Below are 25,232 nucleotides of genomic sequence, written 5' to 3'. Positions count from 1 at the left end.
TTACAAATTAGACTGAATTATTACAATTCGATTTGCAAAGTTATAAAATTTGAATGGATTGTACGAATAAATCTATTGCTTTTTATTTGGCTCCGATTTAATACCTTTGCATTATTTCATTATTTTATTTAAAAAAAAGATGAGTCGTGTTGTTTGCGGCAATCAGTGGAATTAAGCTTATTTTTCTTATTATAATCTATTTAAATTTATGGAATATAGACCAATGTCATTTTCATTCATTTATTTTACCTATTGTTTTGAAGTTCAAAATAGCCTGTTTAGAGTTCCAAAACCTATGGTTTTGAGGAGTGAAACAATCGTTATGAAAATAATATTTGTAACACATTGATTTATAGAGATATACAAATTGGTCAAAATTTCTGTAAGTTTTGTCTTGAAAACAGTGGATAGTATAGGTTTTCGAGTAAATATACAGAACATAAATTTTTGATAAAATCAAAAGAAAAATATAGGTATTTTTGCTTATAATTTGTATTTATCGGTAAATATACCTATTTTTGCAGAAATATATGCAATATGATAGCTACAATTTCTGCCGATATTATCGAATCCACATCACTATCGCGAGAAGATTATAATCTTCTTTTGTCTGTTATTAAAGATGAACTCAGTCGATTGGAGATTTCCATTCCTGGTGCTTGGGGACGCATTGTGCGTGGTGATAAATTACTATTTTTTTTGTGGTAAACTTAAAAAAAGTCAATTAAACTTAGGTAGATTAAAAGTTTTTATCTAAGTTTGCACATTAATTAATATGTTGACTTATAGGAAAGCACAAATGTGTAAACTATACCAACAAAAGCAATGAATAATCGAATCATAAACTAACAGTGAAATGATGGACTCTCAAGAGAATGCCCTTAATCAGGGAATGGAAGAAACAAAGCAAGAAAATGCAGTTGTTTCACAAAACGTACAAGAAAACGAAAACCAAGAATTAAGGGACAATGACACCCTCGCCGAAAAAGTCTATACCTCTAAAAAAGAGATTGTAGAACGTACAAAAGTATTGGCAGAGAACGAGGAAATGCCAGAGAAAGCAGAAATTGACCATCTAAAGACATCGTTCTATAGAATTCATACCGCTGAGCGTGATGCTCAACAGAAAGCTTATCTTGAAGCTGGTGGTGCTCCTGAAAATTATCAAATAATGCCCGATGAAGAGGAAGAAGCCTTCAAAGCAGCAATGAATATTATAAAGGAAAAGCGACAAAAAGCATTCTTAGCACAAGAAGAACTAAAGCGCGAAAACCTAAAAAAGAAGGAAGCAATCATCGAAAAAATTAAAACGATGGTTACAACCCCTGAAGAAGCCAACAATAATTTCCAAGAATTTAAAGCATTGCAGCAAGACTGGAAAACCATTAAGCCCGTTCCTGCTGAAAATGTAAACGAATTGTGGAGAAATTATCAACTCTATGTTGAACAATTCTACGATTTGTTGAACCTCAATCGTGAGGCGCGCGAATACGATTTCAAAAAGAATCTTGAACTTAAAACTCAACTTTGCGAAGCTGCAGAAAAACTTGCAGACGAGCAAGATGTAGTAAGTGCATTCCATCAATTACAAGATTTGCATCAAGAATATCGCGAAATTGGTCCAGTAGAGAAAGACCTTCGCGACCAAGTTTGGCAACGTTTTAAGGCTGCAAGCACTGTTATCAACAAGGCACATCAACAGCATTTTGAAGCATTACGAGCAAAAGAAGAAGAAAACCTTGTAAAGAAAACCGAACTTTGCGAAAAGGTTGAAACCATTGTAAAGGCAGAACGTAAAAGCTCTTCCGATTGGGAAAAACATTCAAACGAAATTATTGAAATTCAAAAAGAGTGGAAAACAATCGGGTTTACACCACAAAAAATGAATACAAAAATCTTTGAACGTTTCCGCAAAGCATGTGATGACTTCTTCACAGCCAAAGGAGAATTTTTCAAAGAATTAAAGGAACAATTTTCAGAAAACGCAAAACGAAAGAAAGAACTCGTTGAAAAGGCGCAAGAATTAAAAGATTCAACAGATTGGAAGCAAACTTCTGAAAAATTAATTGCGCTACAAAAGGAATGGAAAACCATCGGAATGGTACCTAAAAAGTTAGGCGACCAACTTTGGAACGACTTCCTTACAGCTTGTAACCACTTCTTTGAAGCACGCAATGCAATCCATGCTGATGAGCGAAACGAGGAAAAAGAAAACCTTGTAAAGAAGAATGAAATCATCGAAAAGTTGAAGCAACTCGCTGAAACAACCGTGGATAACTTGCAAGAGGAAATCAAAAAACTCACCGATGAATTCAATTCTATTGGTCATGTGCCATTCAAGGAAAAAGATAAGATGTTCAAAGAATATCGTGAAATCCTTGATAAACTCTACAATACCCTCCATATTAAGGCGTCACATCGTCGTATGGACAACTTCCGCAACAACTTAAAGAAAGTAGCACAACGTGGTGAAAACGCTATTGACAACGAACGTGGACGCTTAATGCGCCATTTTGAACAGTTGAAGCAAGAAATAAATACTTACGAAAACAATCTTGGCTTCCTCAACATCAGTAGCAAAAAGGGCAATAGTCTTATAGATGAAATGAACCGTAGGGTTCAAAAACTCAAAGATGAGTTAGCTGAAACAAAGCAAAAGATTAAGACTATCGATGCTGAAAAGAAAAATTAATTCATAGAAAATATATTGTTTAAACGGCATTCCAATCTCATGGAATGCCGTTTTTAGTGCCGTTTTTTATGAAAAATTGGGCTAATGTGCCAAAACTCGATGCTGTCTTGCGAAAAAAAGTGCGATTTTAGAATACGAAAAAAGCCAAATAACAACGCTGTTATTTGACTTTCAATTTCGTTGGGATACTCGGACTCGAACCAAGAATGACAGGACCAGAATCTGTAGTGTTACCATTACACCATATCCCAATACATTTGCACTATTTTATAATTTCAAGTGCAAAGGTAATAACTTTTTTGCGAAGTGCAAAAATTATGACTGCTTTTTTTATTTTACCCCCTTTCGATGTATGTTTGCTTCTCTTTCGTTTCTCAAAAGGGCTTACATTTTCGCTTTTTTATTACGATTTGACAAATTGTCATATTGTTATCTTAATGCGACAAATATGTAAAATAAAACAAATTTATTTTGTGTATCAGTTCTTTTGCCGTACCTTTGTAACATATATTATTTAGAAAAATTGATGAACGATACAAAGAATTTAGTAGAAACCATAACAAAAGGTATTCAAGAGAAAAAGGGACATGGCATAGTTATTGCAGATTTATCAAAGATTGATGGCACAATCTGCCAATATTTTGTGATATGCCACGGAAATTCTCCACAGCAAGTGGAAGCCATAGCAGAATCGGTTAGCGATTATGTGCGTGAAATTCATGGAGAAAAACCTATTAATTGCGCAGGATTGGGCAATAATCTGTGGGTGGCAATAGATTACGCTGACGTGCTTGTGCATATCTTTATCCCTGAGACAAGAGAATATTACGACCTTGAACACTTATGGGAAGATGCAAAATTGACACGTATCGCTGATTTAGATTAAGGCTGTTGCCATCTCAACAACAGTAATTATTTTTATTAAGTGAAGTAAATGGACAAACAAAACCCAAACAACAAGCCCAACATGCCAAAGATGCCAAAGTTCAATATGAACTGGTTGTATGTTATGGCGCTTATCATTGCTATCTTGTTCTTCTCGTCAAGGGGAGTAGATGCAGTGTTTTCAAGTGGCGATGGAATGAAAAAAGATTACACAACTTTTGTTTCTTACATCAATAAAGGATATGCAACGCGTGTTGTAATCAACAAGAAAGAAAGCACTTTGCGCATGTATGTGGCTCCAGACCATGTGCGCGAAATTTTCAAACAAGGTGTCGATAAAATGGGAAAGAACCCTTCTATTAGTGTAGAAATTGGTTCTGTTGATAATCTTGAAGTGTTTTTGAATGCTGCTGTCAAGCAAAAAAAGATTACAGGGTATAGCTATGAGAACAAGGACGAGCATGGATTTTCTCAAATTCTAATAAATTTAATCCCATGGCTTTTAATCATAGGCTTTTGGCTTTTCATTATGCGCCGCATGAATGGCGGCTCGGGCTCTGGTGGCGGCGTGTTTAGCGTTGGAAAATCGAAAGCTAAAATCTATGAAAAAGGTGGCGAATTGGGCGTTACGTTTAAAGATGTAGCAGGTCAAGAAGGTGCAAAACAAGAAATCCAAGAGATTGTTGAGTTCTTGAAAAATCCACAAAAATATACCGAATTGGGTGGTAAAATTCCTAAGGGAGCATTGCTTGTAGGTCCTCCAGGAACTGGTAAAACCTTATTAGCTAAGGCTGTTGCAGGCGAAGCAGGTGCTCCATTCTTCTCAATGAGTGGTTCCGATTTCGTTGAAATGTTTGTCGGTGTCGGTGCAAGTCGCGTTCGTGATGCATTCCGTCAGGCAAAAGAAAAGGCGCCATCTATCATTTTTATTGATGAAATAGATGCCGTTGGTCGTGCTCGCTCTAAGAATCCGTCAATGGGCGGTAACGATGAACGTGAAAACACCTTGAATGCTTTGCTGACAGAGATGGACGGCTTTGGTACAAATAGTGGAGTCATCGTGTTAGCAGCTACAAACCGTGTTGATATGTTGGACAAAGCGCTGTTGCGTGCAGGACGTTTCGACCGTCAAATCCATGTAGATTTGCCTGATTTGCCTGAGCGAAAAGCAATATTCCAAGTGCATTTACGTCCTTTGAAGTTAGATAATAATCTTGATATAGACCTTCTTGCACGTCAAACACCAGGCTTCTCGGGTGCCGATATTGCCAACGTATGTAACGAGGCTGCCCTTATCGCTGCTCGACATAATAAACCTTCAGTAGGCAAACAAGACTTCTTAGACGCTGTAGACCGTATTATTGGTGGTTTGGAAAAGAAGACAAAGATTCTTACACAAACTGAAAAGCGCACCATTGCCCTTCACGAAGCAGGTCATGCTACCATTAGTTGGTTCTGCGAACACGCTAATCCGTTGGTAAAAGTTAGCATTGTGCCTCGTGGTCAAGCCCTTGGCGCAGCTTGGTACTTACCAGAAGAACGACCCATTACGACCAAAGAGCAGATGTTAGACGAGATGTGTTCATTATTGGGTGGTCGTGCTGCCGAAGAATTGTTTACAGGACACATTTCAACAGGAGCTATGAACGACCTTGAACGTGCCACAAAGAGTGCGTTCGGTATGATAGCTTACGCTGGTATGAGCGATAAACTGCCAAACATTTGCTACTATAATAACGATCCAGGTTTCCAAAAACCATATTCAGAAACCACTGGAAAGGTGATTGATGAAGAGGTTTTGAAGATGGTGAATGAGCAATATGCTCGTGCAAAAGCTATTTTGACAGAACACAGTAGTGGTCATGCCAAATTGGCACAGTTACTCATTGAGCGTGAAGTAATTATGGCTGAAGATGTTGAAAATATCTTTGGCAAGCGTCCATGGGTTAGTCGCACAGAAGAATTGCTTGATTTGCAAGAAAAAGAAAAGTTATCTTTAGACGCAATGCCCGATAGTGTGAAGCAAGCACAAGCTGAACACGAGGCTGCAATGAAGCAAAAAGAAGTGGGCGATGAGGCAGGAATAAAAGAAGGAACAGAAGATATAGAACCCAATAACGAGCAATAAACAATGACGGAAAAGCAGAAAAATCTTGTTACTCGTGCCATTACGGGAGTACTTTTTGTAGCGATTATGGTCGGTGGATTTACCGACCCACGCTTCATGGTTATTCTTTTTGCCATTATTACAGGTATGACTTTGTGGGAATACACAGGGTTAGTATCTGAAATCAAGGGTGTTTCGGTCAATCGATTCATCTCCACCGTGGCAGGTGTTTATTTCTTTTTGGCAATAGCAGGACAGCGTATGATGTTGGTTCAAGGCTTTAGTGTCTTTATACCTTATATCCTTACCATTGTCTATCTGATTATTTCCGAATTGTATCTAAAAGCAGAAAATCCTATAAACAATTGGGCTTATACCATGTTAGGGCAGATGTACATCACGTTACCTTTCTCGTTGATTAATGTTTTAGCATTCCAAAACGATGCAAACGGCAATCTTACTGTTGATATGCTTCTACCTTTGAGTATCTTTATCTTCCTTTGGACAAACGATACGGGGGCTTATTGCTCAGGCTCATTGTTTGGAAAGCATAAACTTTTCCCACGCATTAGCCCAGCAAAGAGTTGGGAAGGTAGCATCGGAGGCGGTATTTTCGTCATTGGGGCAGCTGCTTTAATCGGTTATCTTACATACAATCCTGAAGCACCTAACCTTCTTGGCATACCTCAATGGATAGGTTTGGGCATTGTTGTTGCCGTGTTTGGTACATGGGGCGACTTGGTTGAAAGCCTATTTAAGCGCACGCTTGGCATTAAAGACAGTGGTAATATTTTGCCAGGACATGGTGGAATGCTCGACCGTTTCGACTCATCGCTCATGGCAATTCCAGCTGCTGTGGTTTATCTTTATGCCTTGTCGATATTTTAATGCAAGTTCCAAAACTTGCTTGCGTCTCATTTAACCCTACGAGAAAGGTCGATTTGTCATTTTTTTGCTCAACTTACTACAAATAGGTTGGTTATTGGACACAAGTTCCCTTACCCATAAGGAATGGGGAAGATAAAATTCAGCAAAGAGTTTGAAGCTATTCTTTAAAAATCTTGATATAATACTTTTTGGGTGTGTATAGGTTTAAGACGTATCTCCTTCCTGTTTTAATCCATTTGGCAGGTACGTTGATGAAGTGTAATATGAACTTCTTCAAACGACTGCTTTTCATTAGAGGTTCTTTTTTAGAGTGCAAAATAGCTGCTTTCTGGCAAGTTATGATACTTTGTAAGGGCGTGATTTATCACGTTCCTAATACACTAAAATTTGCGGAGAGGAACGTGATAAATCACGCCCTTACAAAGTATCATTGCTCGAAAGGTTCTATTTCTCGTCACGAGCATGTACAAATTTCGCTTTGCTCATTTATATAGTTCGTGTGGCTTAACGAAATCGTTGGTTTAATTTCTCAGCCTTATTGAACTTATAGGCGTGCTTGGATTTATCACAAGTGTAAACCACATTTGCTTCCTTAAGTTCTTTTTAAACCACGACCAACAGTGTCTGCCCCAGGAAGTGTACATTTGGGAGATAATGAAAACTGAGGAACGAGTGTGTTAATATCTTCCAAGCAATCAGCACCGCATAAATAGCTATAAAACAGCGATGAAATAATATCACTATATTGGAATGCCGTACCTGTACTGCCACGCTGACCAAGCGAGGAATCAATAATTTGATTGAGTTCAAGTTTGGAAAAAACATCCATTACGTGAAAAATTCCACCAAAAGAGGTTATTTTGTCAGATTTTATTGCTACCTTTGTCATGTCAGTTGGTTTATTGTTTTACATGTTTGATAGCACTAAGATAAGTGAATTTTCTGATATACGCAAGCGTTTGAATACTTTTATGTATCAGGCACTTGCATTTCTTGCAAGCAAAAACGCTGCGGAAATAAGGCGATGAAAAAAATAATTAGTCTTTTCTTGATATTTTTGGTTTCATGTATGCCATCGAATCTATTCGCACACCCTTCTATAAGGAGGGAGTACATTGGATTTACTCTCTGCAAAAATTATATTGGACATACCCACTCCTATCCATTTGGAAAAAGAAAATTATGAAGAGGGTGTGATATATACATTTATTTTTAAAGATGGTGGATGTATTCTCATTCATGAAGGGGCTTTAATGCAATTTGACATAGATACTTACAAGCCTTCAAAAGTGATACATAAAAAAAAGTATTCTATATATTGGGGAAGAGAAAATGGTAAATTCTGGAAAAAATATGTTTGTGGTAGTGTTCGATTATATTACTGTAATGTAAATAAAGACAACAAATTGAATTACGAAAAAATATTCAGAACAATAAAAATATTAAAAATGGAATGAGAATTTCATGACCATTCAGTATGAGTATGACTACGGCAGATTGGTTGGTATCAGCTATCCTGACCACCCTGAAAACAACGTGAAGTATCACTATGGTGGTATCAACTCGTCTTACAACCGCATCGGCAGATTGATGTTGCGGGAGGACGGAATCACGATTGATTACAAGGCGAAGTATGTCAAGCAACAGCAATCCATTAAGGACAGCTACAAGGACTTCGGTGTGGCTTATAATGGCGAGGACAACGACAACTATGTCAATGGCGAGGGCTTCTGCTGCAACGACAAATCATTAGAGGCTGCACAGGAAAGAGCGAAGGCTGCACGAAATGCCAAAACACGTGCCGTAGATAAAATTGCTTATCTGCTGCATGCTCTGACAACTGGCATAGAGACTGATGCTCTTATCAGAAAAGCCCTTGGCAAGAATGGTCTGACGCTTCTTGATAGTCGCTGATTCGAAGCTCCGTCACAATCATGGGAAGTCTCAACTTCTACAAGACCGTACTCGGTCTGTACCTGCTTACGCATCTTGCCGTTACAACCGTTGCCACTAAATGGTTTTGTATCTTCAAGATCGCTGTCCATCCCATCTTCCATTGCTGTATTAAGGAAGTCCTCTCAAAAATCTTGTGAAAGGAACCATTTTTACCAAACAAAGGCTTGCCCTCCTTAAACTGAGCCTTGCCCATTGCAAGCATCTCTTTGTACTCTTCTTGTGTCATTGAATAAACTATTTATGCTCCATAAACAGAGCAAAGTTAATAATTAATTGTCATTACTCATGACACAGTTGAGATGACATCCTCGGTCAAAAGCCTCTATTTTGAAAAAATAGCGCAACTGCTATTTTTATAGATGCTTTACTCGGTGATTTTACTACGCCAATATTTGGCTTTTTCCAAGTCTTTTTCTACTCCAAGACCTATTCGTAGCGGCGTGCCAATTCCTTTTGAGCATATTCATTGCCCCACTCTGCCGCCTCTTTTAAAAGTCGAACGCCTTCTTCTATATTCTGTTCAACGCCGTTACCTTCTATAAAGCAATCAGCCAAGAAGGCTGCGGCATCTTCAGATAATCCGCTTTCAGCTTTCCAAAGCCATTCTATTCCTTTCTGTTTATCAACTTCCAAACCTAATAAGCCTAAGAAATAGGCTCGTCCGAGCAAATATTGTCCCAAAGCAACACTTGCATAAGCCGATTTTTTATACCATTCTAATGCCTTTTCATTATTGATTTCTACTCCCCAACCTTGCTCATAACAGTCGCCCACCTCTACATAAGCATCGATGTACCCTGCTTTAGCCGATTGAAGATAATACTTAAAAGCGGCTTCATCGTCTTGATTTTCAAACGCTTGGTTGGCTTTTTCAAATAAAATTTCGCCTTTTGTCTTCATTTTACCAACATTGTTCGTAGCAACACGAGGTGGTACTTCCGATTGAGCCGATACCATTTGCGAAACACAAAAGGCACAAAAGATAAGACATAAGATTCTCATAAAAAAGTAATGCTATTTCCCCAATTCCACAAGTCGAATACTCAAAGGAGCAACCGTAATGAGATGACGTTTGTAAAGATCGCCAACAGCTTTTTTATAGACCTTTTTTGAAACTTGAAACGTGCGCTTTATATCTTCAGCATCGCTCTTATCGCTTAATTCACAAACGCCTCCATTGTCCTTTAAATATTGCAAAAGCACTTCGGCAAAGTCTGTTGCAAACTTTTGTCCTGTCGGTTGAAGGGTGCAATCAATCTTTCCATCGGGACGAACATTGGCAATATATCCTTTCATTCGGTCGCCCGTGTGGACATATTGAAACACTTGGTCGCCATAAACAAGCCCCGGATATTTGTTATCGATGATGACTTTAAAGCCTAATTCGGTCTTTTGCCATATCATTAAATCTACCTCTTCACCTTGATGATAAGGTGGTTGTTCTTCCGAGAAATATCGTTCCACCTTTGCCGAAGCCACCAAACGATAGGTTTCTTCATCAAGATGAATGTGAACAACGTAGGATTCGCCCAACTGCATACGTTTTTTCTGCTCACGGAATGGGCAGAATAAGTCTTTTGTAACACCCCAGTTAAGGAATGCTCCATATTCATTTACCCACGAACATTCCAAATAAGCAAAGCTATTCACCACTGCTAACGGCTGTTCAGTGGTTGCTATTGGTCGTTCTTCTTGGTCTAAATAAACGAATACACGCACGTTATCACCAATAGAAATGCCCTCGGGAACATATTTTTGTGGCATCAATATTTCGCCTTCACGTCCACCGTCAAGATACAAACCAAATGGGTCGCCGTTGCCTTCACGCAATGCTACCTTTAATACCGTTAGGGTATTATAATCACCAATTCTTATTTTTGTCATTTTTATTTCCTTTCTTACTTTATTATATGGTTTCCTCTTCACAGTCGTTATCCATTATCTTCCCATCTTTTAGGTGGATAGTGCGGTCAGTTAAGGTTGCTAAAGTTTCGTCATGCGTTACAATTACAAAAGTTTGCCCAAACTTATCGCGCAATTCAAAGAAAAGTTTGTGCAATTCTTCCTTATTTTTTGTATCCAAACTTCCCGATGGTTCGTCAGCAAGAATAACTGCAGGATTGTTCATTAAAGCTCTCGCCACAGCTACACGTTGCTTTTCACCACCCGAAAGTTCATTAGGTTTATGCGTAGCACGGTCGCTTAATCCCATAAATTCTAATAATTCTTCTGCCCTATTGCGTGCTTCTTTCGGTTTCATACCTGCAATATAAGCAGGAATCATGATATTTTCAATGGCAGTAAATTCTGGTAAAAGTTGATGAAATTGGAACACAAAGCCCAAATGTTTATTGCGAAATTCGCTCAGTTTATTAGCCGATAGCTTGTTCGTTTCTATTCCGTCTACCACCACCGACCCACTATCAGGCTTATCTAATGTACCAAGAATTTGCAACAATGTAGTTTTTCCAGCACCAGATGGTCCTACAATGCTCACTATCTCGCCTTTTTCGATGCACAAATCAATGTTTTTCAACACTTGTAGTGAGCCAAAACTCTTTGTGATACCTTTTATTTCTATCATATTTTATTAATTTTTCTATACGTCCAATCACGGAAAACATCGTATGCACTACGTTCCTCTGTGTGTTGCGGTTGTGCAAATGTCATGTCGTCCATGTGGTTTCCATATTGGTCAGGGAATATTATCATGAGCGTTTTGCCCTTAAAGAATTTATTTACCTCGTCAGGAATACGTTCCATGGCATTCTTATAGGATATGGTACCCTTTCGTGCCGCAATGATTACAAACAAATGGTCTTCTTTAACCTCCTTTGCCAAGCGTGGAAGTTCGTTCCAATGTTCCATTTCTGCATACTCTGCTCGCACATTTGCGTGTCTATTGCGAATGTAACTACGTATCAAATCTATAGTTTCTTGCCGTCCGTGGAACACAATTCTGCAATCTGTATTCGATGCCAAACGTGAAATTCGTTCCAACCAACGATAAAAGCCTGGTTCAAATTCGGCTCTTGATGGCACAGCCACTTGTATTCTGCGAATGGTATTGAGCGGTTGCACAATGCGAGCAATAGAAATTTGGCGACTTAAACCATTGTAAAGACTCTGCGTGAACTGTCCCCAAAAGCCTTTGGTGATGACTTGTCGTGCATGCAAACCCATTACTATTTCCGATGCTTGAAACTCTTTGAACGCATGTTTTATGCCGTTTGCGATGTTGGCAGCAATACGAACTTGTGTTACCATAGGCACATTGACAGATGATGCTTGCTTTTGTAAATGCTCTAACAATCGCTTTCCTTCTTCTTGGTTAGCCACTGCGTTCACATCATCGTAGACAACATTGAGACCAACAATCTCGCTTTTGAGTTTTGCATTGCGCATCATCATCGCCAAAGATAATAAATTATCGGCATATTCAGGGTATTTTACAGGAATAAGGATACGTTCATCACCATTGGCACGCACCATTTCGGGTTCTTCTTTCTTCGTTAAACGTATTTGTTGAGCCGCTCTTTCGGTTACAATGGTAGAAATGACACAGGTAAAGAGTATCATTATCACGATTCCGTTCAGCACTTCGTCATTGAAAAGATAGTGTCCTGGGGACGTTTCCAACTTCATTCCTACCATTACAATAGCAATTGCACCTGCCGCATGGGCGCTTGTCAAGCCAAACATCATGTTTGCCATATTGCGAGGCAACTTGAAAAGAAATCCAGCCAAATAAGCTGCCACAGCTTTTCCAAACGTTCCGAAGAACACAATGCACAGCACTACCCAAATGATATGACCTCCCTCAAAGAGCAAACGTACATTAATGAGCATACCTACGCCTATCAAAAAATAGGGAATGAACAAGGCGTTACCCGTAAATTCAATATGGCTCATCAATGGGGAAAGACGTGGTATAAATCTGTTAAGGATAAGTCCAGAGAAGAAAGCACCGAAAATGCCCTCTAAGCCAATAATATCAGAGAGCGCAGCAGAGAAGAAAAGTACGCCAAGAACGAAGATAAATTGCATTACCGCATCAGCATATCGGCGTAAAAACCAGCGTGTAATGCGTGGTATCAACCATATTAATCCACCAATATAAAGGGCTAATTTCAACAAAAACCACACCCAAAAAGCTCCGCCACTGCCTCCTTGAAACGAATTAACAATCATTGCCATGATGACTAACGACAAGAAAAGTGCAATCATTGTACCCCCAACACTCAACGTAGAAGCCGTGTGTTGCGACAATCCGTAACGCCCTACAATAGGGTAGGCTATCAATGTGCTTGACGACATGATACACCCTAAGAGCAAAGACGACATAGTAGAGTAATGCAACAAGTAGACTCCCATGCAAAATGTTAATATAAAAGGAGTTACAAAGGTCATTAAACCAAAGATAGCCACATGTCCTTTGTTCTTATTAAAGCCCTCTAAATCCATTTCAAGTCCTGCCAAAAACATAATGTAATAGAGTCCAACTTTTCCAAAAAGTTCAAAGGAAGCATCACGTTTCAATATATCCAACCCATATTCGCCCACCAAAACGCCAGCCAAAACCATTCCAATGATGTGCGGAATGCGCAAGCGTCCCATGATAATAGGCGACAATAAAATTAACATCAATACAACAAAGAAAATCAATGTTGGGTCGGTTATGGGGAAATATTGGGCAATATTGAACATCTTTTATTATCGTTTTTAATGTGAGCGTATTGTTTCTCCTTTTTGGGGTGTACTTTGCCCTTTGTAGGGGCGTGATTTATCACGTTCCTCATTGCAAGATTTTAGCTTATTTAGTGTTTTAGGAACGTGATAAATCACGCCCCTACATCTTGCCGAATGCAGCTATATCTTCTGCAAAGGTAGCAAAAACTTATGGGTTGCAGCGGTATAGTGGTTAGTTTTTTATATTTTTGCAATGTTTTAAATAAGTTGTGGCACAATCAATACATTATGTTGAATAAAAGTATTAATTTTGTCCACGAATAAAAATAAGATAAATAGGATAATGAAAGTTGCAATTGTAGGTGCCAGCGGTGCGGTAGGACAGGAATTTCTCCGCATATTGGCAGAGAGAAATTTTCCATTAGACGACCTTGTTCTCTTTGGTTCAAGCCGTTCGGCTAGTAAAAAATATACCTTTAAAGGTAAAGAATATGAAGTGAAACTCCTTCAGCACAATGATGATTTCAAGGATATTGACATCGCATTTACCAGTGCTGGCGGTGGAACATCGGCTGAATTTGCTGAAACCATTACGAAATACGGTGCGGTGATGATTGATAATTCAAGCCAATTCCGTATGGAAAACGATGTACCATTGGTTGTTCCTGAAATCAATGCAGAAGATGCGTTGAATCATCCTCGCGGTATCATCGCCAATCCTAATTGTACCACTATTATGATGGTTGTAGTTTTGAATCCAATCGAAAAGCTCAGCCACATCAAACGCATTCGCATCAGCTCTTATCAAAGTGCTTCGGGTGGCGGTGCGGCTGCTATGCAGGAGTTGGAACAACAATATAAGGAAATTCTTGAAACGGGTAAAGCAAAGACTATCAGCAAGTTCCCACACCAATTGGCTTACAACGTGATTCCTCAAATCGACAAGATGACGGAAACTGACTACACAAAAGAGGAAATGAAAATGTACTACGAAACGCAAAAAATAATGCACTCTGATGTTCGCACGAGTGCCACTTGTGTTCGTGTTTCATCGCTTCGTAGCCACTCTGAGGCTGTTTGGTTGGAAACAGAAAAGCCATTAGCGGTTGCCGAAATACGCAAAGCTTTAGAAAATGCTCCTGGTATAACTTTGGTAGACGACCCTCAAAACTATGTTTACCCTATGCCTTTAGAAAGTGCGGGCAAAGACGATATTTACGTGGGACGTATTCGTAAAGACCTTGCCGACGAAAATGGCACAACGCTTTGGCTCACAGGCGACCAAATTCGCAAGGGTGCAGCCCTCAACGCAGTGCAAATTGCAGAATATTTAATAAAGGTGGGCGATGTAAAGTAATGCCCCACAATCCGAAAGAATACCAAAAACGCCACGATGCAAGTTGTATCGTGGCGTTTTCGTGTTTTAAATGTAGCTTTATTTATGCTCTTTATAATATTTCACAGCAGCCTCAACATTGGCTTTTACTGCTTTTGAAGAAAAAGTAGCACCTGTTACACCGTCTACCGAACCTACTTTAGAAAAACTTTTACCACTAAATTTTGGTAACATTTGTTTGTTTACTCTATTGAAATAGGCAGGTGTTTCACGATTTTTCAATGCGACAACCTTCACAACTTTATTGTTTTTAATGTAAACTTCCAATGGAGTTGCACCTTTATATCCTCGCACATTGGCTACCAACGATGTTGTATTTACAACGTATGTTCCGTTCGCCTGCTTGCGCATAACGTTATCTTGCCCCAATGCAGCAAATGCTAAACTCGTAGCAAAAAGTATAGCAACTGAGAATACGCATAATTGTTTTTTCATTGTCTCTTTTTTTTAATTTGTTACAGATTTCTTATTGTTACAAAATTAAGAAATTATCTTGACCAAATATCAGTATTTTCAATTTTTAACCCATAGATTTGATTTTTTACACACTCAGAATATTGAACTATGCAAAATATTTTTTATAACAAATATCACTTCAAGTTATACCCTACTGATTATCAATAGAACACAAAATAGGCTGTTTTGAATTAAAAAACAGCCTGTTTTGAAACGCAAAACAATAGGTTTTGATTTTTAGTGGAGAAGATGACGCAAAAAAAAGAAAATCGTTCCTACTTTTTATTTGTCAGAAAAACTTTCAAAATATCTTGATTTTTTCAAATAATACATATCATTTAAATAATAACTTTGCAATTTCTTTTTCCAAAAAGAAAAATAATAAAATATCATTATGTAATCATTATACGGCAAATTTAGCCATCTAAGCCTACAAAAAGTAACATTCTGTAACGAGAAAAAACTTATGTTCAGTTTTTTTGAAATAATATTCGGAAAATATTAGGTTAAATAAAAAGTTTTTTTTATATTTGCCACACAATCTATTAGGAAATATCAATATCACATACAATCGTTAACAAAATCACAATGACATGAAAAAAAGATTTACTAACCTTTTCGCTTGTCTGATTGCTGTAGCTTTTGCTTTGCCTGGTTTTGCTCAGTCAAAGTATGAAATGCAGAAAATTCACAAGCGTGAAGTCCAAAAAAGGATTTTAGAAATGAGAGGACAAGCAGTTGAAAACCATGAACTGCTCGACCAAATGGCACAACCTACAAAGGGTGTTCGCGCTGCTTTCAAGCAAGCAATGCAACCTGTTGCTGTGCCACAAATGCTTAAAACACCTTTAACAGCACGCCAAATTGAAATGTTGGGTAGCTGCCTTATGGAAGACTACGGAACCTTAGTATCATTCTCTCCAGCAACAACCATTACCCTAAACAAACTGGCTCAATATGGTTATGACAACGTCTTTACAGGTGGTAGTGCGCTCATAGGCGACACATATTATGGCATGGCAGTTCAAAGTCTTGCAGGTATGACCATGCTTACGCTTTATGTTACAGATTTGAACACATTGAAAAGCGAAGAAAAATATGTGTTCGAAAAAACACTTATGGCAACAGAAACAGCCAAAGACCCTAATTCTAATACTGTATTTGGACAATTTTATAATGCAGATATGACCAAATTAGAATGGGGTATCATAGACTATGTGGCACAAAAGAGAACCACTATCAAAGCATCTGAACGCCGTTATGTAGCACTCGCATACGCTAAAGACGGAATGGTTTATGGTGTTGCAGTAGACGGAAAACTTTATAAAATTGAGCCAACTACGGGCATTGAGACTCCTATTGGCGACACTGGTGTCAAATTACTCACAGCTAACAAGAAAGTTTTCCCACAAAGTGCAGATATAGACCCTGTTAGCGGAACATTCTATTGGGCTGCAACCGATGCAAACGAAGTTTCTAAACTCTATACAGTGAACCTTCAAACTGGTCTTGCAACAGAAGTTGGTACCTTGCCAAACTCTATTTCAGGTCTCGCTATTCCTGGTGCTGCTGCTCAAGACGGAGCACCTGACCAAGTTTCAAACGTAACCTATGATTTCGTTGAATCTTCTCTCACTGGTAAAGTTACCTTCACTGCACCAACACAAACATATGGTGGCACACCTTTAAACAAAGCCGTTGAATTGAAATATGTGATTTATATTGACGGGCAACAAGCTGCAACAGGTAAAGTTCTGCCTGGTGCGGTAAAAACTGCTGACGTAACAGTAACAGAAGACGGACTTAAAAACTTCAAAATCGTTGTTTCTAATGCAGTTGGCAATGGTGCAAAATTCAATGACAACCACTATGTTGGCTTCGATGTTCCATACGCTCCTGAAAATTTAGTCCTTACTCATAGTACAACAGGACATGTAAAACTTACATGGACAGCTCCGATGGGTGTTGAAAACAATGGTTTCATGGGACCAATCACTTACAACGTCATTAGAGAATACAATGGAACAGGTACAATCGTAGCGTCTGGCTTGAAGGCTTTGACCTATGAAGAAGATTTGACAGCTGGCGAATATAGCTCTTACAAGTACATTGTAGAATCGGTTAATGGACGAGTTACAGGCGATTACAACGAAACTGAACCATTCTTCTTCGGAAGCGCTATTGAACCAAACTATGTTCAACCATTCGATACAGAAGCAAGCGCAACACTATGGGCAGATGTAAACCCAGTGAAAGGCAGCTATAACGAATGGAAATGGGACGAAGATAATCAGTATATGAAGTGTGGATATAGTTTTAAAGGAAAGAGCGACAATTGGTTAATCTCTCCTCCTATCCACCTCAAAGCTGGTTACACTTATTTTGTAAAGTATGATGTCATAACCCCTGCTGGTTCTGAAGAAAAAATTGAAGTAAAATGGGGACAAGATGCTGGCACAGACTTCAAAAAATTAGACAAAGAATTGATGCCTATTACTGCATATAAAGAAAAAAGGAACGTTACTCACAGCATCGAAAAGGAAATTAAAGTAGGTCCTGAAGGCAACTATAATTTCGGTTTCCACGCTGTTTCAGAGAAGGGCTCATATTTTATTGCAATCGATAACTTCCAACTTCTCCTTGGTCCATTGCCTACTGCACCTGACTCTGTTACTAATATCAAAGCTGTTACAGAAGCAAGTGGCTTAGACCAAGCTACCATTACATTCAATGCACCTACTAAAAATCGCAAGGGCGAACCAATTACATCACTCACAAAGATTGAAGTTAAGAACGGAGAACGCTTGGTAGGAACAATCCAACCAGCAGAAGTTGGAAAACAATATTCTATTACTGACCCAAGTGCAACCCATGGTGAAAACACTTATTCTGTATTTGCTTATAACGAAAATGGCATCGGAGAAAAAGCAACGGTAAATGTAAAAGTAGGACAAGACCGTCCTGGAAAATTCAAATTGACAGCCATTGACCAATTGAACTCTGTAAAATTAACATGGACAACCCCTACTGCGGCAGAAGGAGGATTCGTTAATCCTGACGGAATCACCTATTATATATACAAAGTTACTCCAGAAGGCGAAATGATTGAATTAGGTCGATCTGCAATGGGAGCAAAAGAATATGTAATAGAAAACTTCAAAACCATCGAGGGTCCTCAAACTGTAGCTTATTTTGCAGTAGTTCCGAAGAACGCATCAGGCAACGGAAAACTCCAAGCAGTAGCACTCCTCGTTGGAAAACCATATCAAATGCCTTACAAACAAAGCTTTAAGAACAATTCAGACCAAGGTCAATACTTACAAAGTGGACCATCTGAAGCTGGAGATGAATGGGTTATTACACCTTCAGCAGCTGCTGATAACGATGGTGGCGCAATGTACTTCAATCCAAAGGCAGCAGGTAAAGCACTTGCATTGTTTGGAAAAATTAGTTTGCGTGGTGCCGTTAAACCACAACTTTCATTCGATTATAAGTGTGAACCTGCTTCAAAACGACAATTAGTAATCATGTTAAAGGGTGTTGATGGTAGCGTTAAACCTCTTTATAGTAAGGATTTTGCAACCAGTAAAGAAGATAATGGTTGGCACAGAGCAATTGTAAATATACCTGCAGAGTATACAGAAATGGCTTATGTGCAAATACTTTTGTTCGGTATTGCTGCTGACCCTACAAAAGAAACAGCTCCTATTTATATCGACAACATTAACATCATTGACCCACTTCCTACTGATGCGGCAGTTCAACTCGTTGCTCCAAAGAAAACATTAAAAGGACATGAGGTAAAATTCAATGCAGAAGTTACCAACTGTGGTACTACTACATTAGACGAAAAGACTATGGTGAAAATCTTTGTAAATGGTAATGAAGTTTCACAACACCCATTGACAAAGAAACTTGCAACTACTGATATGGAAGAAATACCAGTAACTTATCAAACTTCGTTGAAAGATGCAGGAACACAGTTCATTGTAAAAGCGCAAGTAGTAACAGTGTCTGACGCAGACAAGCGTAACGATGTAAGCGAAAAGACGATTACATTCAATAGTTACGATGTTCCACAACCACAAAACGTTACGACAACTGGCAATAACAAGCCTACTGTTGGATTGCGTTGGGAAGCTCCACAAATTGAAACCCCAAGTGTTGTAGAAACATTTGAGGATTACGATTCATGGACAACCTCATTTGGCGATTGGACTCTCCTTGATATGGATAAGGGTTATGCCATCTCTCCAGCCCCAAAAGAATTCCAATATCCTCACAATAATGAACAATACGCCTTTATTATTGCTGAACCAAACGAATTCTTCTCGCCTGATAGCAAACTATACAATTCTGTTCAAGCTCATGGAGGACAAAAGTATGCAATGAATACTTATCAAGTAAATTCATTAACGTCTGGTGCAACACCTATAAATTCTAATAATTGGATGATTAGTCCTATTTTGCCTGGCAAATCTCAGACTATTAATTTCTGGGCAAAGAATATTAGCCGTTATGCAGAAACATTTGATGTACTCTATTCTAATGCGGGCAATCCTAGGGATATAAGAAAGTTTATCAAAATTGGCGATACTTACACAGTGAAGGAGAACAAATGGACAAACATTATAGTTGATCTTCCTGAAGGTGCACGTTATTTTGCAATTCATCATAATACATCATCAAAAACAACAACGATGTTCATGATTGATGATATCAGCTTTACAAAGGGTAATTTGCCTCTAAGTTACAACATCTATCGTGATGGAATTTTCATCGGTAATAGTTCAACGTTGGAATTTAACGACGGACAACCTGGTGTTGATGGCAACCATACTTATAGTGTTGCAGCCGTTTATGCTGACGGTTCAGTATCAACCCCAGTCGATGTAAACGTTGTTACAGACATTCACGAGATAGAAGAACTCAGTTCAGACAGTTACAATGTTTATACAATTGACGGTGTTCAAGTTCTTAAGAACGCTAAAGACCTCAAGTCATTGAAGCGCGGTCTTTACATCGTTAATGGCAAAAAGGTAATCATTAATAACTAATTTAACATTCCGAGGCAAGGCGACCATCGTTAATCGCCTTGCCAAAGCTAATTAAAATACAATATGACCATGTATAATAAAATACGAAATATAGCTTGCATGGGACTCTTATTGAGTTTAACCCTACCAAGTTCAGCTGCACCACGTAGCAAATCGGCTATCATGGCTGCTGCAAAACGCACATTAATGGCTAATTTTGGACGCCAGACACAACGTCGAATGGCTCCAAGCACTCCTCTTAAAGTGTTAAAGCAGAATGAGGCTTTCACAATAGTAGGCACAAAGCAAGGCGGCTTTGCTATCATTAGTAATGATGACCTTGTTCCTGAAGTATTAGGATATTCTGACGAAACATTTAATGCAGAGCAAATCAACGACAATTTCCGTTGGTATCTTGAAGCAGCAGAAGTTGCTATTAAGGATATTGTAGCGAAAGGTGAGGTTGTAAAAGGCATCAAACCAGACCCAACACTCTTCCAACAACGTGTTGATAACTTTATTACATCAAACTGGGGACAGCAATCCCCTTACAATAACCTTTGTCCTACAGCAACAAAGTCTGCTGAAGGCACATGGCAATCTTACAAACAGAGCAATATTGCCCTAACAGGTTGCGTAGCAACAGCTATGGCGCAGATTTTGCGTTATAACAAATACCCAACCAAAGGTATAGGTTCTGTAACGTTGAATGTCAAACAAGCAGATGGTACATCTAAAGATTTTACCGTTGATTTAAGCCAAAGCACTTATGATTGGCGTAATATGCGCGACGATTATAAGGCTAAAAATTACACTGATGTCGAAGCTAAAGCAGTAGCAACTTTAATGCGCGACTGTGGATTTGCGGTTAAAATGGATTATCATACCGATGCTTCAGGTTCAACAAATATAGTAGCAGCCGAAGGTTTAAAGAAACATTTCGGTTACAAAAATGTTCAATTTTATGAGCGTACCAAATATATAAGCAAGCCAACAGAATGGATGAACCTTGTCTTTAAGGAATTAAATGAAAAGCGCGCTATTCTGTACGGAGCTATAGACCCTAAAAAACGTGCTGGTCACGCTTTCGTTTTCAGTGGATATAACGAAGAAGGTAAAGTATATGTTAATTGGGGTTGGGACGGCTCTAACAACGGTTTCTATGATGTTTCTATCTTGAATCCAACTGGATATGAGTTCCGTTCAAATCAATCAATGGTCATCGGTATTGCGCCAGACCGCCCTGCTAAGGATTTGGTACTTAAACTTAACGTTACTACTCCTGGTTCTTTGAAAACTCAAATCACTGCGGAACAGATTGCAACCCTTAAAGGTGTTGTCGTTACAGGTAGTTTAAACTCTACGGATATTAAGTTCTTGCGCAACCTTGCAGGTCTTGATGAAGCCAACCAACAGACTCCAAACTCTATCGAAACTATCGATTTGACTGGTGCAAACATAGTTGAAGGCGGCGAGCCATACCTTATCGAGAATGACATTATGTTCACTACCACGAACAACGAAATGCCTGAACGTGCATTCTATGGCTGCCAAGGCTTGACAAAAATAGTACTTCCTAACTCAATAGTCAAGATTGGTGATGGCGTATTTGGCAACATTAATTCTTTGTCAGAGGTAGTTGTTCCAACAGGAACTGACAAGCAATTTAAGCTCATTGATAATGTTCTTTATTCACAAGACGGAACTGAAATTATCGAAGTAATGCCTATGGCATCAAAGAAGCTCAACATTAAAGCTCCTATCAAGAAGATTCACGCTTACGGATTTGCTGGTTGCCAACGCATTACTGATATAGTTTTGCCTGAAACCATTGAATCAATTGGTAACAAAGCATTTGCTAATTGCTTTACTTTCAACAGCATTCGCACATACAAGAAGGCTCCTTGCAAATTAGGAAAAGATGTTTTTGCTGATATTAACAAGGCCATCACTCCTCTCTATGTTCCTCTTTTCACTGTTGATACCTACAAGGAAGCTGCTCAATGGCAAGACTTCTTCAAAAATTATGGTAACTTAAAATCGTTCGGTACACAGATTACAGCACGCAACATAGTACGCCCTTATGGCGATGAAAATGGAAAATTTGGTTGGATTACTGTAGGCGATGAGTTTATAGGAACACCTGAATTTACTTGTGCAGCAGTAATAACATCAAAGGTTGGCACATATCCTATCCAAATTTCAAAAGGTTCTGTCGTTTCTGATATGCTCTTCTTGGTTCCTGGCGAACTCACAATCGTTAAAGCAAAGGCACAAATCAAGATTGTAAACAAACACGTTTATATTGCTGACAATTACAAACCAGAGTTTACTATCGAAGGTTTGAAGAACAACGAAACTGCAAGTGTACTCACCAAGCAGCCTACTTTCATCATTAAAGATAAGGACGGCAATGTTGTAAATGATTTCTCTAAGGAAGGACTTTACACTGTAACAGCATACGGAGCAGAAGCTGAAAATTATGATTTCGAGTATGTTCTTGCGAATGTAATGGTTTACAAAGATGCAGCAGGTATTGAAACTATTACGGAAAGCGATATTGATGACGCACCTTATTATAACTTGCAAGGTGTACGCATTGAGAAACCTACTCATGGCGTATATATCCACAACGGCAAGAAGGTGGTTATCAAATAATTAAAGTGATTATTTATCATCTATAAAGATAGAGTGCAGCCCCACAAGTTGCACTCTATTTTTATACCATATTTCATCTTTTTCACATTGTTCTTCTTTTATATCATAGTTTATCAGTACCTTTGTGTCCACATCACATAGCCTTAAAAACTTCTATCCAATATTAATATAGAGAAGATTAAATAATCGTAAACATTAATTCATATAAAAAACAAATGAAAAAAGTTTTATTTTTTTGTGCAATAGCACTCTGTGTAGGCTTTGCATCATGTTCTGACAATGACGCAGATGACTTTGAAAAGACTGACGGAGTTTCAACTTTTACAATGGGTGGCTTCCTTTTGAACGAAGGTAACTATGGTACAAACGGACACCTCGCTTACATTAACCGCAAAACGGGTGCTTACACCGACAGTGTTTACTACAAAGTAAATGGTAAGATGTTGGGAAACATAGCTCAAGCAATGACTTTCGCAAATGGTAAAGTTTATATTGTTTCTCAAAAGGGTGAAAATAATGGTAGCGAAGGTTTAATTGTTATTGCTGATGCAACGACTTTGAAACGTATCAAGTCTATATCACCAGCAGCATTAGCAGAAAAGAACCCAGACCAAATCTCTGTGCTTGGGGAAGACATGTACGTTCATAGTACAACTTACGGAGAGAATTATACTTCTATTTACGCTTTATATCGCATTCAACCTGATGGTAAAATCATAACCATTGCAGGTGGAGAAGATATTACCAATCTTCCTATGGTAGTTTATAATGGTAAAATTTATGCAGCTTCAAAGAATAAAGAAATCATCGTTATCGAAGCAGGTAAAATCATAAAGAAAATTGCTGTAGCAGGTACGCCTACTGGTATTCAAATAGACAACTATGGAAAACTTTGGGTTTCTACTGAAGGCGATTTCCAAGGTATTACACGCATTGATATTCGCAATCTTGATAATCCTGTCGCAACCCAGCATAAGTTAGAACAGCCTATTGGTCGTGGTTATGCTCATGCTCCAGCATTCGGAGTAATAAGAAATAAAGTTTATTTCTGCAATGGAACTTCAACTATCTATAAGCACGATTTTACCAACAACCAAACTTCTAAAATGGTAGATGTTACAACTTTTAATCCAAATGCTACAATCAACTATAACGGTGTAAGCGTTGACCCTATATCAGGCGATGTTTATTATTCAGGTATTAAGAGTTTTGAGCAATGGCAACAAAATGCAACATTCGTATTCTCTGATAGCGGAGTTGGTTTGGTTAAGAAATGGGAGTTTGTTAACAAGAATGCTTTTCCAGCAGGAATGTTCTTCAATAGTTCATTCTAAAAGTATGGCACATCAAAAGGTGGGATTTTTCTAACACAAACATACACAAAATTTATATTAAAGGTGGGATAGATTGCAAATCTATCTCACCTTTTTTTGCGCCTATATGGAAAATTTTGAACAATGTCTACCCCAGTTCGGGATAAGAAATAGTTCATAAAAAAGTTGGTAGTCTCACAAATATTTTGTATCTTTATAGGTGAAAATCAATTAGTTACAAAAATATTTGATATGACTGCCGATTACAAAGTTACAGAATTATTTTGTATAATAGACGAGTTTTGCAAACATTTTGATGCAGAAAATGCAGGAAATCTACTTGAAGACAATAGCGTAGTCAAGCGTAGACGTCGCCAAGCGTCGTTGTCCGACAGTGAAATCATGACCATTTTGTTGTATTTTCATTTTGGTACATTCCGCAATTTCAAGCATTACTATCTGTTCTTCATCAAGGGTACGATGAAGTCTTATTTTCCGAAAGCTCTCAGATTAAGGAAGATGTACCGGCATAACATTCGTTGATTCCACGATGATACCCGTATGCCATAATCTCAGGAGATATGCCAATAAGGTATTCAAGGGAATTGCCACTGACGGAAAAGGAACAATGGGTTGGTGCCATGGCTTTAAGCTCCACCTTGCGTGCAATGACAGAGGCGAGATAATAGCCTTTGTCCTTACAGGCGCAAATGTCAGCGACAAGGATCCGAATGTGTTCAAGGTTCTCGCTAAACGACTGTACGGCAAGCTATTCGCTGATAAAGGCTATATTTCACAGAAGCTGTTTGACTTCCTCTTTGAGGATGGAATACAACTGATAACTGGGTTGCGCGTAAACATGAAAAACAAGCTGATGCCGTTCTATGACAGAATGATGCTGCGCAAGAGATACATCATCGAAACAATCAACGATATGCTGAAGAATACGGCACAGATTGTACACTCACGCCATAGATCTATAAGCAACTTTATCATGAACCTTATTTCAGCATTGGGAGCATATTGCTTCTTCGACAACAAGCCAAAGGCATTGCAGGGATACTGCATCGAAGACACCAAACAGCTGTCACTATTCTAAGGGCAAAACAATAGGTTTTGAAAATAAAAGCATATCAACCATTATTTCAGAGGAATT

At 38.5% G+C, this 25,232-nt stretch carries 16 protein-coding genes, 1 tRNA gene and 3 pseudogenes; 12 read left to right on the top strand and 8 right to left on the bottom strand.

Annotated features, from left to right (window positions below):
- Positions 1 to 537: 537 nt before the first annotated feature.
- Positions 538 to 708 (top strand): hypothetical protein, encoded by a 171-nt coding sequence (locus DYI03_RS13445; protein ID WP_021668156.1) that lies wholly within the window; start codon positions 538 to 540, stop codon positions 706 to 708.
- Between the two features lie 148 nt (positions 709 to 856).
- A complete protein-coding gene (locus DYI03_RS08165) occupies positions 857 to 2,692 on the top strand; it encodes a DUF349 domain-containing protein (protein ID WP_021668157.1) in 1,836 nt (611 codons plus the stop codon).
- Positions 2,693 to 2,872: 180 nt separating this feature from the next.
- On the opposite strand, the gene DYI03_RS08160 is transcribed toward DYI03_RS08165, so the two are convergent.
- A tRNA-Gln gene (locus tag DYI03_RS08160) sits at positions 2,873 to 2,943 on the bottom strand.
- A 275-nt stretch (positions 2,944 to 3,218) separates the two neighbouring features.
- Between DYI03_RS08160 and rsfS the strand changes: the two genes are divergently transcribed.
- Genes rsfS through DYI03_RS08145 form a run of 3 tightly spaced genes read left to right on the top strand, consistent with a single transcriptional unit; the run spans position 3,219 to position 6,572 of the window.
- Positions 3,219 to 3,578, top strand: coding sequence for a ribosome silencing factor (rsfS, locus tag DYI03_RS08155; protein ID WP_004356890.1), 360 nt, complete (start codon positions 3,219 to 3,221; stop codon positions 3,576 to 3,578).
- Positions 3,579 to 3,626: 48 nt separating this feature from the next.
- Complete coding sequence (gene ftsH, locus DYI03_RS08150) at positions 3,627 to 5,705, top strand: ATP-dependent zinc metalloprotease FtsH (RefSeq protein ID WP_021668158.1); 2,079 nt, start codon at positions 3,627 to 3,629, stop codon at positions 5,703 to 5,705.
- Between the two features lie 3 nt (positions 5,706 to 5,708).
- Positions 5,709 to 6,572: a phosphatidate cytidylyltransferase gene (locus DYI03_RS08145; RefSeq protein ID WP_021668159.1), complete on the top strand. Its 864-nt coding sequence runs from the start codon at positions 5,709 to 5,711 to the stop codon at positions 6,570 to 6,572.
- 519 nt (positions 6,573 to 7,091) lie between these two features.
- Here the strand turns inward: DYI03_RS08145 and DYI03_RS08140 are convergent.
- Positions 7,092 to 7,461 (bottom strand): annotated as a pseudogene (locus tag DYI03_RS08140) (IS1380 family transposase); the annotation flags it as partial.
- A gap of 226 nt (positions 7,462 to 7,687) precedes the next feature.
- Here DYI03_RS08140 and DYI03_RS08135 point away from each other — a divergent pair.
- Positions 7,688 to 8,029: a hypothetical protein gene (locus DYI03_RS08135; RefSeq protein WP_021668422.1), complete on the top strand. Its 342-nt coding sequence runs from the start codon at positions 7,688 to 7,690 to the stop codon at positions 8,027 to 8,029.
- A gap of 7 nt (positions 8,030 to 8,036) precedes the next feature.
- Positions 8,037 to 8,486, top strand: a complete 450-nt coding sequence (locus DYI03_RS13585) for a hypothetical protein (RefSeq protein ID WP_021668421.1) — start codon at positions 8,037 to 8,039, stop codon at positions 8,484 to 8,486.
- Here DYI03_RS13585 and DYI03_RS14040 read toward each other — a convergent pair.
- The 5 genes and pseudogenes from DYI03_RS14040 to DYI03_RS08105 form a co-directional block, all read right to left on the bottom strand.
- Positions 8,379 to 8,754: pseudogene (locus DYI03_RS14040) on the bottom strand (transposase); the annotation flags it as partial. The gene DYI03_RS13585 and the pseudogene DYI03_RS14040 overlap by 108 nt on opposite strands.
- Before the next feature lie 200 nt (positions 8,755 to 8,954).
- A complete protein-coding gene (locus tag DYI03_RS08120) occupies positions 8,955 to 9,530 on the bottom strand; it encodes a tetratricopeptide repeat protein (protein ID WP_081686605.1) in 576 nt (191 codons plus the stop codon).
- A 12-nt stretch (positions 9,531 to 9,542) separates the two neighbouring features.
- On the bottom strand, positions 9,543 to 10,412 hold the full coding sequence (locus tag DYI03_RS08115) for a CvfB family protein (RefSeq protein WP_004356961.1): 870 nt from the start codon (positions 10,410 to 10,412) through the stop codon (positions 9,543 to 9,545).
- A gap of 22 nt (positions 10,413 to 10,434) precedes the next feature.
- A complete protein-coding gene (locus DYI03_RS08110; RefSeq protein ID WP_021668417.1) occupies positions 10,435 to 11,112 on the bottom strand; it encodes an ABC transporter ATP-binding protein in 678 nt (225 codons plus the stop codon).
- Complete coding sequence (locus DYI03_RS08105) at positions 11,109 to 13,235, bottom strand: cation:proton antiporter (protein ID WP_021668416.1); 2,127 nt, start codon at positions 13,233 to 13,235, stop codon at positions 11,109 to 11,111. Before DYI03_RS08105 ends, DYI03_RS08110 begins: the two co-directional genes overlap by 4 nt.
- A gap of 325 nt (positions 13,236 to 13,560) precedes the next feature.
- Here DYI03_RS08105 and DYI03_RS08100 point away from each other — a divergent pair, with 325 nt between their 5' ends.
- On the top strand, positions 13,561 to 14,574 hold the full coding sequence (locus DYI03_RS08100; protein ID WP_021668414.1) for an aspartate-semialdehyde dehydrogenase: 1,014 nt from the start codon (positions 13,561 to 13,563) through the stop codon (positions 14,572 to 14,574).
- A gap of 78 nt (positions 14,575 to 14,652) precedes the next feature.
- Here the strand turns inward: DYI03_RS08100 and DYI03_RS08095 are convergent, their stop codons facing one another.
- Entirely contained in the window at positions 14,653 to 15,048 is a 396-nt protein-coding gene (locus DYI03_RS08095) for an FMN-binding protein (RefSeq protein ID WP_021668413.1), read from the bottom strand.
- Between the two features lie 614 nt (positions 15,049 to 15,662).
- Between DYI03_RS08095 and DYI03_RS08090 the strand changes: the two genes are divergently transcribed.
- The 4 genes and pseudogenes from DYI03_RS08090 to DYI03_RS08075 all read left to right on the top strand — a co-directional run bounded on the left by DYI03_RS08090 (position 15,663) and on the right by DYI03_RS08075 (position 25,175).
- Positions 15,663 to 20,126, top strand: coding sequence for a choice-of-anchor J domain-containing protein (locus DYI03_RS08090; protein ID WP_021668412.1), 4,464 nt, complete (start codon positions 15,663 to 15,665; stop codon positions 20,124 to 20,126).
- A 69-nt stretch (positions 20,127 to 20,195) separates the two neighbouring features.
- Positions 20,196 to 22,763 carry a C10 family peptidase gene (locus DYI03_RS08085; protein ID WP_172462592.1) on the top strand — a complete coding sequence of 856 codons (2,568 nt, stop codon included), beginning with the start codon at positions 20,196 to 20,198 and terminating at the stop codon, positions 22,761 to 22,763.
- Positions 22,764 to 22,978: 215 nt separating this feature from the next.
- On the top strand, positions 22,979 to 24,097 hold the full coding sequence (locus tag DYI03_RS08080; protein WP_021668409.1) for a DUF5074 domain-containing protein: 1,119 nt from the start codon (positions 22,979 to 22,981) through the stop codon (positions 24,095 to 24,097).
- Between the two features lie 231 nt (positions 24,098 to 24,328).
- Positions 24,329 to 25,175 (top strand): annotated as a pseudogene (locus DYI03_RS08075) (IS982 family transposase).
- Positions 25,176 to 25,232: the final 57 nt, after the last annotated feature.

The organism is Prevotella disiens (genome assembly GCF_900454955.1).
Classification (GTDB): Bacteria; Bacteroidota; Bacteroidia; order Bacteroidales; family Bacteroidaceae; genus Prevotella; species Prevotella disiens.
This window is presented reverse-complemented; position numbering and strand designations above follow the sequence as displayed.

Coding starts and splice junctions, on each gene's coding strand:
- ftsH (WP_021668158.1), top strand. CDS start 3,627: ATGGACAAACAAAACCCAAACAACAAGCCCAACATGCCAAAGATGCCA.
- DYI03_RS08085 (WP_172462592.1), top strand. CDS start 20,196: ATGTATAATAAAATACGAAATATAGCTTGCATGGGACTCTTATTGAGT.
- DYI03_RS08090 (WP_021668412.1), top strand. CDS start 15,663: ATGAAAAAAAGATTTACTAACCTTTTCGCTTGTCTGATTGCTGTAGCT.
- DYI03_RS08120 (WP_081686605.1), bottom strand. CDS start 9,530: ATGAGAATCTTATGTCTTATCTTTTGTGCCTTTTGTGTTTCGCAAATG.
- DYI03_RS08165 (WP_021668157.1), top strand. CDS start 857: ATGATGGACTCTCAAGAGAATGCCCTTAATCAGGGAATGGAAGAAACA.
- DYI03_RS08110 (WP_021668417.1), bottom strand. CDS start 11,112: ATGATAGAAATAAAAGGTATCACAAAGAGTTTTGGCTCACTACAAGTG.
- DYI03_RS08145 (WP_021668159.1), top strand. CDS start 5,709: ATGACGGAAAAGCAGAAAAATCTTGTTACTCGTGCCATTACGGGAGTA.
- DYI03_RS13585 (WP_021668421.1), top strand. CDS start 8,037: ATGACCATTCAGTATGAGTATGACTACGGCAGATTGGTTGGTATCAGC.
- rsfS (WP_004356890.1), top strand. CDS start 3,219: ATGAACGATACAAAGAATTTAGTAGAAACCATAACAAAAGGTATTCAA.
- DYI03_RS08115 (WP_004356961.1), bottom strand. CDS start 10,412: ATGACAAAAATAAGAATTGGTGATTATAATACCCTAACGGTATTAAAG.
- DYI03_RS08100 (WP_021668414.1), top strand. CDS start 13,561: ATGAAAGTTGCAATTGTAGGTGCCAGCGGTGCGGTAGGACAGGAATTT.
- DYI03_RS08080 (WP_021668409.1), top strand. CDS start 22,979: ATGAAAAAAGTTTTATTTTTTTGTGCAATAGCACTCTGTGTAGGCTTT.
- DYI03_RS08095 (WP_021668413.1), bottom strand. CDS start 15,048: ATGAAAAAACAATTATGCGTATTCTCAGTTGCTATACTTTTTGCTACG.
- DYI03_RS08105 (WP_021668416.1), bottom strand. CDS start 13,235: ATGTTCAATATTGCCCAATATTTCCCCATAACCGACCCAACATTGATT.
- DYI03_RS13445 (WP_021668156.1), top strand. CDS start 538: ATGATAGCTACAATTTCTGCCGATATTATCGAATCCACATCACTATCG.